The sequence below is a fragment of the Bacteroides sp. AF39-11AC genome (assembly GCF_003474285.1).
In the GTDB taxonomy this organism is placed as follows: domain Bacteria; phylum Bacteroidota; class Bacteroidia; order Bacteroidales; family Bacteroidaceae; genus Bacteroides.
Genome location: NZ_QROH01000013.1, coordinates 103,719 through 118,044 on the forward strand (window position 1 = coordinate 103,719; position 14,326 = coordinate 118,044).

Here is a 14,326-nt window from a genome sequence, read left to right on the forward strand (position 1 = left end):
TACACAAATCTTTTATTGGCCACAAAGATAGATAAAATCGGAAGAATAGTTCGCCTTAACCGCTAAATGCACATCTCCTCCATCAAACCGGAAAATGAAGTTGAGCGCACTGATCCAATTGACGTAATGCGCTTTCAGTTCCAGCGTAGAAGTTGATGACCAGGCATAACTACCTGCTACATAAAAAGGACCTTCTATCCCGGTGAAACGTCCTTTGGCTTCGATAGAATATGGAGGATATGCATCTATTGAAGTCTTCTCCCACTGTTTGTAGCCAAATAGCAAGTCATATTCAAGCCCATCGGTCTGTGTCACAGTCATTATGACCTCTTTGGGTTTGAATTGAAGACGGAGAGACTGCCAGCCCAATTTATTCGGCTTAAACATAATAGGCTTGTTCGCATACTGCCGGGCAAGAGATGAATTTGCTTTCCCTTGTACCACCGGTAACTGATAAGAAGACTGCTTCTTCAACAAGCGTTTATAATCCTTTCCCGGCGTCAAAGGCTCATCGCCTACAGCAGGCAACAGACGATTCCAGACCAAGCGGCGTTGCGTGATTCCATCTATAATGCTACATTCGGTAATGACTACTACCATATCTTTATCCGGTATAATAAGTGCATATTGCCCTAAAGCACCGTCTACGCGAACAGCTCCCGGATATTCACAAAGCCACATATGATAACCATAACCATAGCCAAAGCTACCTGTATCGGATTGCTTAGCCATCATCAGGTCTACCCAGTCTGCCGGAAGTAGCTGTTTGCCTTCCCACATACCACGGTTTAGCAGTAACTGTCCAAGTTTAGCCAACGACTCACTTTGCAAGTACACTCCCCAGCCACCGGTATTGATTCCCTCTGGACTCACTTCCCAAGACACATCAGTGATGTGCATAGGCTCGAACAGTTTCAGGCGGAGATAATCCAGTAATTTCATACCCGTCACCTTCTGTACGATGGCGGAAAGAATATACGAACTCATGGAATCATAATCAAAATGTTCTCCGGGAGTCTTTATATCTTTTCCCAGATAACCTCTGATCCAGTCAGTACGACCATTGCGCATATTCCAGTCCGGAGTAACACCCGAAGTCATGTTCAGCAGATTACGGACCGTCATATCGGCAAGATTGGGGGAAATACTATCGGGAAGTTGGTCGGGAAAGAAGGAGGCGACCCGGTCTGTCAACCGCAAGCGGTTCTCGGAGATGGCGAGTCCGACGGCGGCACCGACAAAAGTCTTGGAGCAGGAAAACATCGTGTGCCGATACTCCGGAGCGAAGGGTTCGGGATACATCTCCGCGATCACTTTTCCGTGACGCAGCACCATTACACTGTGTATATCGGTCTTCGGCAGGGCCATCAGAGAGTCCATCAAAGCAATGAGCGCTCCGGAAGGAACCCCTTCGGCTTCAGGCGTCGAGCGTTCGAACTCACGTATCTGCGCACGGGTCGTTGCAGGTAGCAGTAGGCAGAGTACAAGAAGAAGTAAAACGAGTTTTTTCTTCATTTCTAATATTACATTTATCATTTGTACATTAACTGTGCGCAAAAGTAAAGCATTCAAATAGAGGAGGCAAATCCGCAGCAGATAATTTAGATTACTTTATTCAAACAATAATATTACAGTATCTCCCTTGGATAAAGACAGAAAAATCATCTTATCGGTATAAATGTTACTTTACCCATTCACCGATTCACCACAAAATTACGTATTTGGCACCCCATCCTCTCCCCTCTAGCTACACGCAAGCACAGCGTATGGCGACCGGGCGCAAGTTCCGTCTCCAGCATATACACCCAAGGAATATACAAATTCCCGCTCCAACTCGTAAATGTATCCAGACTCTTGAACGGCACCCCATCCACACTATACTCCAATACACAAGCCTGCGGACCGGCCGCACAAAAGATGCCCACCGCACGACCTTCGAAAGCGAACGAAAGACTGGCTCCGGCACGATCCGTCACCAACATCGGAACATTCACAAATCCCTTACGAGTGTTTCCCTTCACCTTAGGCGTCCAGTCCTCCACAACCCGCCAACCGTTCAACTGCTTCGCTGAACGAATGTCCACAAACGCACCTTTATCATAAGAATAACGATCTATCGGTTTCTCCGGCACCTCATGCGCCCGGACCGCCGCCCCGGCCACACGGGCGCCCCACTCAAGGTCGAAAAGTCGATTAATAGCTGCCGCATAATACCTGTGCCCCCGCCAAGCTGGATGAGTCCCTCCGAATTCTTTCCAGTCGAACTCACCGTCGCGTATCCGTTGTGCTACCTCTTCCGCCAGGTTGATGGAAGAAATATAATAATGATTAGCCACAGCCTCATGGCTCATAATCACCTGCGGCTGCACTCCCTTGTCCAGCAACGGGATGAACGGGTCGTAAATAAAATGAAGCATCACAACGTCCATCTCCGGACTGACCGTGCGGGCATGGCGAACCACGCCCTCCATACCACGTATCTGCCCGATATAGTCGAAACCGTTCGTATCATCGTTCACCGCTGCCTCAACAAACAACAGATCGGGTACTCCCCGTTGCAACACATCGTTTTCAAAGCGGAAAGCATGGGGAGTAGTTCCCGTAGAAGAAATTCCGGCATCGACGAAGGTAAATTCTGTTTCAGGAAAGCGTTGGCGCAAATCCTCCTGTATCATATTCCGCCACCCACGCATCTCCGTAATGGAGCCGCCCAAGAAAGCGACACAACCCTTTTTCTCTTTCGTAAACTTCAAATAAGAGTTGGCAAGGCTACCACGCTGGTGAATCACCTGTTTCTTCTGATAATCCGGCTGGTTACGGACGATAAAATCGATCACAGGCTCCGGGTTATCCAGACTGTGAGGGTGATGGTCACAACCGGGTTTCAGAATGATTTCGACATTACCACCCAAAGCACGATAGCGTTCGGCAGCAATCTTCATATGCCGTTCATAAGGCACCGTCTTGTCGCTATCACCGCAAACTCCCATCACCGGAATACCTGCGGCAACCAGCGGAGCCAGATTGTCAATCGGGTTTCCCTTGAAGTCCTTTGCCGTCTCATCCGTCAGCCCCCACTCCGTCAGAAAGCCTTTCCAGAAATCACGTTCCCAATTCTCGGCGAAGTAAAGCATATCACAAACCGGAGCATCCACATAAATACAGGCCACCTTATCCGGATTCTTTGCCGCCCAGTTGAACGCAAACAGTCCGCCGCGACTGAAACCCTCCAGCGTCACCTTCGGAGAGAGGCGGTAATACCTGCGCATCACCTCATAGAAATCGCTTCCCAGACGCTGCGCACGCGGACTTCCGTACAGATGCGTCAAGTCGTAGTACACCACATGGAATCCTTCCTCCAACAAAGCCTTATCTACCGAAGGGAAAGCCCCGAAGAACGCAGGACGCCATATCCAAGGACGCCCCTCGGCCACCTTGCGGGGAGCAACCACAATGGCCCGGCGAGCATTACAGAAAAAATCGTAACGGTCGAAACCCTCCCACTCTGACTTCTTGCCCGGAAAAGCCTGTTCGGTGACGATCTCCGGCGCCTCGTTGCCGGTCAGCGTACGATAAAGCTCGCCGGCTATCAGGGCCGCCCCCTGTTCGTTGGGGTGGATGCCGTCTGTATAGTAATCGGGATACGGTTTCAGAAGCGCGTAAAGATCTACAACAGGCAAGTGACGCTTCTTTGCAACGCGGCGTATCACGGGGATGATGCCATTCGTTATCACACTGTCGTTGATGCCGAAATTCCGTTTCACGGCCGGCACAGGGAGGCACAGATATATCTTAGGTTTGGAAGGCAAATCCTGAAGAATATCCAGCATCTCCGTCAGGTCTTTTCCGAAATCCTTTCCGTAACGCCAGTTCCAGGGCTTGCTGTCATTCGTCCCCAACTTAATGGTAACGATGTCCGGCTGAAACGCCAGCAGGTCGCGGAACTTCTGCTCGTGCATGTACGGATGATCTCCCTTATTCAGCATCACGCGGGCGCTGATTCCGAAATTGCGCACATCGTACCCCTCGCCCAAAAGCTGGGAAAGCAATCCCGGATAACTGTTCTGAAACTGATTTTTAATTCCCGAGCCGTAAGTGATACTATTGCCCACACAGGCAATCTTTACCGGCTTCTTTTCTTGCGCCACCGCCCACAGGCTGAACAGGCACAGGAAAAGCAAAAGAGTGTTTTTCTTGTTCATGGTATCTTTATTTAATTACGTTTCATAGCATTTTTGACGATCGCAAAGATACATTTTTTTAAAAGACAGAACCAAATCCCCTCCAAAATGTTATCCAAGCCTAAACCTACAGAAAATGAAAAGATTAATGTTATTTGCAGCCATCGCCCTGTTCATGGCGAGTTGCGTAAAAGACGACGACTGTCTCAAGGCAGTAGTAGACGCCAACGCACTGATCACCCCCAAACTATACGCCACAGTGGAGAACAGTAGCAACACCCAGAGTCCCATGACCGGCATATTGACCGTCGCCCCCTGCCAGCCCAACAGCGCCATTTATTTCGGCAACTACGTGGAAGGTAAACTAACCCCCTTCGACGGATATTACAATGTGAAGAACGGAAACTTCTACCAGGAAGCCATCAACCGCGAAATTTCTCTTCCGGCAGGTCCCTACAACATGGTATACTGGGGAACACCCAAGTACGAAACACCCATTTATGCCAATCCCGCGGTGAGAGAGCCCGTCTACATCATCGGTCAGGACATGTCAAAGCAGACATTCAGTATGCTCAAAATGAGTAAGGATACCACTTACTATCCTGTATTCGACATGGTCTATGCCGTAAAAGCCACAAACATCGGCACCGAAAACCTCAGTGCAGCCCTGAAGCGGACAGTAGCCGGACTGAAAGTGATAGTAAAGGATAGGAATAACGGCATCCTCAGCGCAAGTATCGACAGCATGTATGTACACGTCACCGGAATTTCCACTGCACTGAATTTCTACACCGCACAGCCCGTGCCGACAACAGGAACCGTTGCCTTCCCGCTGATACGTTCAACAGATGGCACCCAAATGAGCAATGCAACCGTCATGCTCTTCCCCTCCATCGGAAAACCGGTATTCAAGCTATTCATCCTGTTGAAGAATGGTACGGTGAAAAGTTTCCAGCAATCCCTGGAAACCCCAATGACAGCCAACACCAAGCTAACACTGACTCTCACACTGGGCGACATCTTTTCAGAAGAGTCGTCCGGGAGTTTCACCATCGAAAATTGGAATGAGCAGAACCAAACAATCGACGTCCCGAGCCTGGATTGACCGACCGACAGGAAAGACTTCCCCCACCCGGGTAAAGCCTCTTTCCTGTTGCTACAAATTAGAGATATTTTTATGGGAGAATAGAACGGTGTGCTCCCATCTTCTCGTAGGGCAGCGTAAACCAGAAAGTAGAGCCTTTACCTAACTCAGACGCCACTCCTATCTCGCCTTTGAGTTCCTTCACGATATTCTGTGAAATAGCCAGTCCAAGTCCCGTTCCCTGCTTGAAAGAATCAAGCTTTACAAAACGGTTGAATATATCCGCCACCTTTTCAGGAGGGATACCAGTACCGGTATCTGTCACAAAGAAGCGTATATAGCCACCTTTCGGTTCTTCGTACCCGAACGTGATACTCCCGGTATTCGTAAACTTCATGGCATTACTGATGAAGTTATTCAGCACCTGGGTAATTCTGCGCTGGTCGGTATACAAAAGCAGCCCCTCCAGTGGTGTCACCGCACATATAGTAACATTCGCATTCGGTTGCCTCATTCTGGCAGCCTGCTCTATTTCAGATAACATCTTATTTACGTCTATATTTGCATAGACATATTCCAGTGTACCGGCTTCTATCTTTGATAAATCCAGGATGTCATTGATCAGTTGCAATAATATATCATTGTTTTTGCTAATGATACTGAGGTATTCCGTCCGCTCTTCTTCCGATACATCTTCGGCCAGTATGCTCGAAAAACCTACTATTGCATTGAGCGGAGTACGTATTTCATGGCTCATATTAGCCAGAAAAGCTGATTTTACACGATTGGACTCTTCAGCCTCTTCTTTAGCCAGACGCAGTTTACGTTCCAGAATCTTCTGGTCTGTAATATCCCAGGCTGTATAGAGAATCCACTTACGTCCATCGGAGAATGAAACTATATTATTATTCTGGAAAGTAAACCGTTCCTCGTTCTTATTCGTAAAGAAACGCCTGGTACCGGATTGGGCAATTCCCGTTCTTACCAATTCTTCATCTTCTTTCCTGATCATCGTTGCAGCCTCAGGCATTATATCGAAATCAGTTCTTCCAATCGCCTCCTTAGCCGGATATTCAAAGAGCTCTTCAGCCTTTTTATTTATAAAAGTATAACGCATATCATTATCGACATCCTTCACCTTGGCTGCAATAGGAAGGTTGTCGAGAATATTTTCAAGCAAATGCAGATGCTCTTGCCACTCCGTTTCTCTCACTTTTTTGATACGCTTGTGCATAAAGTAAAATAGCAGGAGTACAATAGCAGTGCCCAATACAATCACAACATAAATTATATTCTTCTGGATAAAACTGGGCGGAACATCACAATAAACCGCATTTTTAGGAAAGTGATCTAATGCAACTCCCTTGTCAAGCAGTGTCTGGTAATTAAGATAGGTATTGGGCGTACCGGCAACAACCGTTTTCGCCTCGTATGTACCATCCTTTTTCAATGCACTTCTGATTTCACTGATGACTGCACTTTCAACATCGGTACTACCGATATAATGTCCACCGGCAAATAAGGCATGTCCCCTCGTGAACTGGTCAGACAACGAGAATACCGGCTTTTTAACTATACCGGAAATATAAGAATGCATTCTCTCATCAGGATAATACTTTTCAGACAAATTCTGACCGGCCACATTCACCCATGAACAGTAGATAATACCTGTCTCTTTACCACATTCACTAATCATGCGGAGCATTGTTTCTGTATTTGTCTGAGGATATGTAATAAATTCCATATCCAAATCAGAAAAGTATTGCTGATGTGTTTCTTCTGCTTTTTTCCGAATTAGAGAACAGATAAATCTGTCATCCGATAACAAGACAACCTTTTTCATTTCAGGAGTAATCTCCTTCATCAATTCTATGGTTTCTTTAATACAAACAGGAATATTTATGGCAGTCACATTATACCGCTCCAGCATTTCCGGCCTAGTGATAATCTGATCTTCAGGTATATATTCGCCATTGTAGTACTTATTTATATCAGCCGACGTATGCGGCATCGAGTGGCAAATAATTGTAGGTACTCCTTTCCAGTTAGTGTCAAAAAGCGGTTTGCAAACGTACCATCCCGGATCGCCTACAAATATGACGGCTTGGGGAGGCACAGAATATTTATCCTTTAGATAATCAACCTTCTGATCTATTTCCTGTTGATTATTGAAATGCCATGTTGTGAGAGTCTCCAAATATACCTTCACTGAATTTTCTTCATTGAATGCCTTTTCTACAGTTTCAAGTAAATCATAAGCCCATTTCTCACGAAAAGTGGAAGAACTGATAAGAACAATATACTCTTGATCTTTTGTATCAGCCATCGTCTTGGGCACCAGAAATAAACAAGCGAGAATAGCAACCGCAAGTATTCGAAATGTCAAAGGGGGATACAGAAATGTATTCTGATTTGGCATATTGGATAAATATTAAAATATAAAATGGCAAAAGCTTCTCAACTATCCTTGGCAAAGTTAGGAAAAAATAAATGCCAAAGAAATATCCAATGACAAATTCGAATATTACGTTCATCTTTTTGTTGTTTATATCCGCATTGAACACTATTTGTGATATAGGATCAAGTATGACGCTGATGAAATAGAAAAAAGTGTCGCATTTATAACTTGAACTCAAGCTTACTACAATATATGGTATTCATTGGTTTTCCATCGATTGCCCGTCCTTTGAACGATTAATGAAGTGGTACAAGAACTGTAACATTTAATCTATCAGCAAACCAACGAGTTACGAGGAGTGGAAAAGAAAAGCGGAGAGAGTTTTTCAACTTTCTCCGCTTCAGTACCCAGACCCGCATTTGAAATATTAAATATCAATAGCTGGGAACAAATTCAATTCACAGACAAATAATGTGTATTTCAGTGTGTATTAGTAGATTATAAGCAACAACGAATGGGATTAAATTTAATGAGATTGAATTTATTTCGGGATAATTGGGAACATTTTGGGGAACAATTCATTAACTTTGCAGTATTCAATCCAGAAATAAAATTGAAGATTATGAAAGTGACTGCATTTATACGGAAAGTTGCCAAAAAGAACGATGTAGATACTAAGGTTACTATCTATTTTCGTTTGCGTGATGGAAAAAAGGACATCAAGGCAGCAAGCGAACTTGTTATCAGCCCGAACCATTGGAGTGTTGAGCGACAGGGCTATAAAGACCGTATAGCTTTGGTGCCGGAAAACGAGAAGATGGACTTGAACCATAAAGTGCAGGCATTGACACAAATGATTGAAAAGGAATACAAGGAGGATGCAGGAAGTGAATGGCTCGGGAAAGTCATAGACAAATTCCAATCATCCCGAAAAGTACAAGACAGAAGAAGAGCTGGCAATAGAGAATCCACCTACTTTTGCCGAACTTTTCGATGAGTTTTTGGAGAAACATAGTCTTTCGGAGGTAAGAAAGAAGAACTTCCGTGTAGTAAAAAGGGCTCTCATGCGCTATAGCAGCCGACAAGGAATATTATATGCCTGAACGGGGATATGGTTTGGGCAGATAGCAGACCATTGTAACATCATAATATCATAGACTATGTACGACAAGAAACAAAACATACATTACTGCACCATACTTTCTGCCGGGCAATGGAATTTTCTTTTGGACGGCAAATTCTCCACACATAGGCAGAAGTGCTTGTACAAGCTGATGACCGATGCGGTGCAGGTTGAAACCAGTTATAAAATCAAGGGCGTTGAGATTGCCTTGGAGGTGGGAGAAGTCGCAGCTTCCGATGTGGAACTGGCGGAATATTTGGGGTGCAACCGAAAGACAATCGGAAAGCTCATAGACAGCTTTAACAGGCTCGGTATGCTGACCACCCGAACCAACAACCGCACTTCCATACATACCCTGCATTTTCTTACAGGCTGGAATGTCGGTTGTATCCTGATAACCAACCCATTATGTCAGGCCATCGGCTATCGCCAAAGGGCAGACCGAGGATGTGCGGATACCTATCCCCGACACATCTTCTTCACGTAGCGAACAATATGGAAGTGCGGATAGCGACCAACGGCAAGAATAGGAAACGGACAGCACAAAGTGCGATACATCTACCCTTTCTTCTTCCCTTTGTTTGTCTGAAACTCCAGACTTGCTACCTCTGAATCTTTTTGCTGAGGATGAAGCGGACAATCCCCATGTCATATGAGAATAGACCGTTTGGAAACATTCCCACAGAGAGTCACGAAAAAAGGCGCAGGACGGCACGAATGGCGATGAAGACTACCAACATAGATGCGAATGACAGACGGACGCAGAAAGCGGAATTTAAAGCGGTACTCCGTTGTCGTGGTGTGATAGACTGGGCTTGCCCAGATATAGTCCACTATAACTTCTCCGCTACGCTACAAAGTTGTGGGCTCTCCCGAGGGGCTGGGCGTTGCCCCGTCCCACTCAGGGCGCTGCCCTAAGAACCCGGCAAGGGCGGTCTGCCCTATGCAACCCGACCAAAAAGTGACCCCCTCTTTGGAAACTCCGCTTAGTGGTTTTCACCCCTAAGAATCCCAAGCTGGAAGTGACCCTCTCCCTGCACCCTCCGATTAAGGCGAAGCCCTAATAAGCCACCAGTGAAACTAAAAAGACAAATAAACTCATGGCACAAAAAACATCAATCAACATAAAGCCCTGCAACGTTGGAAGCAGCGGACCGCATAACAGACGGACAGCGGAATATCTCGCCAATATCCGAAAGGAAAAACTCTACATACGCACTGACCTCATGGCGAGAAATGAAGCATGGGTAGCACCTGAAATTGGCGATACCTCATTGACTGAATACACCAATCTGATAGCCGCAATGGTCAAGGAGAAGACAGGGCGGGCGATGCAGACAAAAGACCGGGAACGGATAAACAAGAAGACGGGCAAGGAGCATTTGGAACGGGAGGACTTCATCATCGCCAAGCAAAAGCAGGAAGCCGAACGAGCCAAAGCCGAAAAGGAAGCCGCCATTGCCGCCAAGAAAAAAGCCGAAGCGGAACGTTTGCTTATCGAGAAGGAGAACAAAGCAAAAGAGCAGCACCGCCTGTCCCTTGACAGTGAGATTGCCGACAAGGAGAAGTTGCTCAAAGACGAACGCAAGGCAAAAATGGACAGCATTTTGGATAGTGTCGGCAGCATTGTAGGGGTCGGCAAATCCGCAGTCGTTGAAAAGGAAAACGCCAGATTGAAAGCCGAGAACGAGCGTATCAGGAAAGCCTTTCCCGATGCGGTAAAGAACAAGGTGGAGGAACGGACAAAGGCATTGGTCGAAGAAAAGCGGAAAGCCGAAGCCGAGCGTGACAGGGCATTGGAACAGAACCGTTCACTTGCCGCTGAAAGGGACAAGGTGGTCAGGCTACTTGACGAGCAAAAGACTGGCGAACAGCGACGCATCAGTCAGGCGGTTCTCACAGCTACGGCAGAGAAAGACAAGACTATCCGCCTATTACAAGACGCATTGGAAAACAGCAAGGGAATTTTGAACCTCATAGCCCATATCCTATATAAAGCAAGCGAGGTATTCAGACGGGCTGTCAATGCGATTATCCATTTCGGTACGGAGCAGCACAAGTCTGTCTTCGCCCCTTCCGAAGCCGCAGACATCAAGAGCGTGATGCAGGAATACAGGAAAACAACCGAACAGCAAAAGGCAGTTGGAGAATGGTTGTGCGGATATGCCAAAAGCAGAAAGTCTTTTGACGAAATAAAACATCGCCACACACTTGGTGAGGTGGGCGATGTCGCAGAGGGAGCGTATGATTGGAAGATAGAGAGAACCAACAGCAATGGAATAACAAGATGATTTTAAAGTGTCTATCGGCCTCTGTAAAGGATAATGATGTGGTTAGTTGTGCTCTATAAATTTATCCGTGAATATGTAGAAAAGGGCCTGTAGATAAACTAAAAGAAAACATTACAGTTTATTTACAGACTCTCTACATCAATAGCTCGATGTTTTATCTATAGCCTTTTCCTTTACAGGAAGGACATGTTTTATGGTAATGTCCATTTATTCGATACTCACCACATTCTGAGCACCATTTTTTATCAGTGATTCCAAAATTAGCAACAGAGTCATCTATTTTTCCTGTACCATTACATAACCCACATTTTTTTGTTTGTGGTGTACTGTTTGAAGATGTATTATTATTTGTATAATCAGAAGAATCCGATGAATCAAAAGATGAACTTGATGACTGATTACTATTATATGTAGCATTCATACTTTGTAAAAACTGGGTATATGCTTCCATTTCTTCCATTTCTGATGGCTCACGCCCCATTGTTGTCCTAAAATTATTTCTAAACTGCGTCAAGAATTGATTCTTTTGTGCAGCCATCTGTGCATTAACTTGAACCATTGCATTTTGTGCAAACAGTTGAGGATTTAAGGATGGTGGAAGATTATAATTAGATGAAGTGCTATTGTAAGATTTAATTGCAGCATTTGTTTGTATAACAGTCGATGCAACATTAAGAGCTGACCCAAATATTCCCATAATAATATTAGCCCTTCGCTCTCTTTTTTGCTGTAGCATATTTTCACAATCTAATATTAAATCTCTTGCGTCATCAATCACACTTTGGCGCGGTTTTAATCTAATACATGCTTGAAGATTCTTGATGGCATCCTTGTACTTGTCAATATTGTAATAGGCTGCACCAATATTGTAAAAGGTGACTCCGTCTTGTTTTATAGCCAATGCTTGCTTATAATACTCTATTGCTTTTTTGTAATTTTTATTATTGAATTCTTCTTGACCTGAATCAAAATATTTGTCGAAGGCTTTTTCTTGTCTTGTATCACAAATTAAATTACCTCTAAGATCATAAAAATAAAATATTCCTTCTTTAAAATCATTGAAAGCTTTAATATAAACATCATCACTAAATTTTGATTCATCAATGCTTGACCCAGATCCTCCGGCAGACTTCAGCATCCCCATTAATCCAGCATGAACGCCATCTACTGGATCTGTTGAAAGCACTTCACCTTTTTTATACAAACTTACATTCTTAAACAATCCTGTTGGAAAAATCATTTTTCCTTGGGTCGTAAAAAGACCTACAGTTTCGCCATCTTTAACTTTGTATAATTGGCTAAACTCTTCTCCTTTGATTGATATCTTTTTAATTGTGGTGTATTTTGGAGGAATAATGATGTGGCCTTTATTATCACATATACCTCGTTTGTTAAAAGACCTAACGTCATATGTTCCATCATTGAGTGAATAAATTTTAGAATATTCTAATGGAATGATTACATTTCCAGCAAAGTCAATGAGACCTCTCAACAATCCTATTTGAGCTATAGCCGTTCCATTCATATAAGGGTCTATATCATCATATTGAGGTTTTATCAATTCCTGACCTATACTGTCACACAAACCATATTTCCCCAAATAGTCAACACGAAAGAACAAAGGCAACCCTTTTCGCTTAACTTTTGTTACATAATGATACTTATCGCATGGAATTATGATATTTCCATTCAAATCAGCAATACCCTGAAAGCCATTCTTGAAAAGTTTGAATCCAGGTAAATCTTTGTCGTACATAATCATTTTATAGTTGCAAGGTATAATTTGCTTGCCAGAACTATTGATAATGCCACACATGCCATTTTTGTCTAAAATTTCAATGTAAGAAAAACCGTCTTTAACCACTTCCTTTCTCTGTGTTGTTGGTTGTGGTTCAGTAATAACGTTACCTTGTAGTGACATTTTTCCTTTACCATTACCCAAGTATGTTTCATAATACCAACTTCCATCATTGTCTTTAACTGGATGTATACCAGAGTATTTTGTAGATAAAAGGATGTTGCCTAATGAATCTACAATAGAGGCTTTTCCATTAGCTATGATTTCGAATACACCATTGTCTAATGGATATACATTAGAATAATTTACTGCTGGTATGATACATTTGCCATTTCTGTCTAAATATCCGGTGACACCATCACCGAATTTTGATAACTTCACTAAAAAACCATTACGAAACGGTGTGATTCTTCCATATTTTATAGCGGGAATTACCACAGTACCATCTAACTCCATTATTCCAGTCTTGTTGCCAATCCACATATGAATAATGTCACCTTGTAATGTAAAATAATTAGTATATTTCCCTGGATTTACCACAATAGTATCGGTTAACTCATTTTTCAAGTAAACAAAACCATTAGAGTCTTCATACTTTTTATATTTGTATATGTAATCTCCTTTATCATCAAAGACGGCCATTGGACTATTGCTTGTTGCTATTAATTTCCCTTTGGAAAGAACAAAATTCAAAATAGTATACCCGTCAGACTCAGAAACTTTGCACTCCCCATCTTTATAGTATAATGCACAGGAATATTTATTGCCGACAGATGACTCTTTACAATACAGCAAATCCCCATAGCAAGTTATTTTGCCATATTTCTGAGGAACTATAATTTTACCTGTTGCGTCAGTTACGCCATAGAGTTTATCGTCATCACTAACAAAATATCCTATAGTACCATCACTGAAATGGAATTCTTTCTTCTTTTGTGGATTTTGATTATAGACATCAATCAACTCAAATAAATTGTCATTCTTTTCTTCATGATTGCTTATCTCTATAAAAGAATCATTAAAGAAACTTTCCGTAGATATATTTCTTGCAAAAAAATCTATCGTCATTAAACTGCATAGGAATAAAAAATAAAAACGGTTGTTCATATTAGATGTAATTTATATTTTTATTGTTTTTTCTATATCTGGGGCAATCCATCAGTCATTTTGTTGTACTTGTGTTGTATCCATTCGTCAACAGATAACTTATGGGATTTTTCACTCGCATTCCAAGAATTTCATCCACTGAATTCGTATGGAATCAAATGCTTGGCAGGGATGAACCTCACCAAGATATTGTAGTCGTTGCCGCTGGCATCCACGCAAGGAATATGTTCAGTGGAAATGGTTACGGTATGTGTGCAGAAATCGAATAGTGTACACATGAACTTACCGTCTGTTATGTCATAGCTTCTACACATTTCGGTTACTTGTTTGGTCAATCGTTTAAG

Annotated in this window: 9 protein-coding genes and 1 pseudogene; 5 read left to right on the top strand and 5 right to left on the bottom strand. The window is 43.4% G+C overall.

Features of this window, described 5'->3' with window-relative positions; all coding sequences use genetic code 11:
- Positions 1-12 precede the first annotated feature (12 nt).
- A complete protein-coding gene (gene bas-suc / locus DW036_RS23465) occupies positions 13-1,515 on the bottom strand; it encodes a 3-succinylated cholic acid synthase (protein WP_118466416.1) in 1,503 nt (500 codons plus the stop codon).
- Positions 1,516-1,694: 179 nt separating this feature from the next.
- Complete coding sequence (locus DW036_RS23470; RefSeq protein WP_118466417.1) at positions 1,695-4,202, bottom strand: alpha/beta fold hydrolase; 2,508 nt, start codon at positions 4,200-4,202, stop codon at positions 1,695-1,697.
- 115 nt (positions 4,203-4,317) lie between these two features.
- Between DW036_RS23470 and DW036_RS23475 the strand changes: the two genes are divergently transcribed.
- Positions 4,318-5,286 (top strand): FimB/Mfa2 family fimbrial subunit, encoded by a 969-nt coding sequence (locus tag DW036_RS23475; RefSeq protein WP_118466418.1) that lies wholly within the window; start codon positions 4,318-4,320, stop codon positions 5,284-5,286.
- 70 nt (positions 5,287-5,356) lie between these two features.
- Here the strand turns inward: DW036_RS23475 and DW036_RS23480 are convergent, their stop codons facing one another.
- The gene (locus tag DW036_RS23480) at positions 5,357-7,591 is read right to left on the bottom strand and encodes an ATP-binding protein (protein WP_233560535.1); all 2,235 of its coding nucleotides are present in this window, start codon (positions 7,589-7,591) and stop codon (positions 5,357-5,359) included.
- Positions 7,592-8,285: 694 nt separating this feature from the next.
- Here DW036_RS23480 and DW036_RS23485 point away from each other — a divergent pair.
- The 4 genes and pseudogenes from DW036_RS23485 to DW036_RS23495 all read left to right on the top strand — a co-directional run.
- A pseudogene (locus DW036_RS23485) lies at positions 8,286-8,736 on the top strand (recombinase); the annotation flags it as partial.
- Between the two features lie 87 nt (positions 8,737-8,823).
- Entirely contained in the window at positions 8,824-9,273 is a 450-nt protein-coding gene (locus DW036_RS23490; RefSeq protein ID WP_233560537.1) for a hypothetical protein, read from the top strand.
- A gap of 140 nt (positions 9,274-9,413) precedes the next feature.
- Complete coding sequence (locus DW036_RS25435) at positions 9,414-9,704, top strand: hypothetical protein (RefSeq protein ID WP_222850738.1); 291 nt, start codon at positions 9,414-9,416, stop codon at positions 9,702-9,704.
- A 182-nt stretch (positions 9,705-9,886) separates the two neighbouring features.
- On the top strand, positions 9,887-11,077 hold the full coding sequence (locus DW036_RS23495) for a hypothetical protein (protein ID WP_118466420.1): 1,191 nt from the start codon (positions 9,887-9,889) through the stop codon (positions 11,075-11,077).
- Between the two features lie 154 nt (positions 11,078-11,231).
- Here DW036_RS23495 and DW036_RS23500 read toward each other — a convergent pair whose 3' ends face one another.
- Together DW036_RS23500 and DW036_RS23505 are read right to left on the bottom strand one after the other, a co-directional pair.
- The gene (locus tag DW036_RS23500; protein ID WP_118466421.1) at positions 11,232-13,982 is read right to left on the bottom strand and encodes a WG repeat-containing protein; all 2,751 of its coding nucleotides are present in this window, start codon (positions 13,980-13,982) and stop codon (positions 11,232-11,234) included.
- A gap of 131 nt (positions 13,983-14,113) precedes the next feature.
- Positions 14,114-14,296 carry a hypothetical protein gene (locus tag DW036_RS23505; RefSeq protein WP_147401538.1) on the bottom strand — a complete coding sequence of 61 codons (183 nt, stop codon included), beginning with the start codon at positions 14,294-14,296 and terminating at the stop codon, positions 14,114-14,116.
- Positions 14,297-14,326 lie beyond the last annotated feature (30 nt).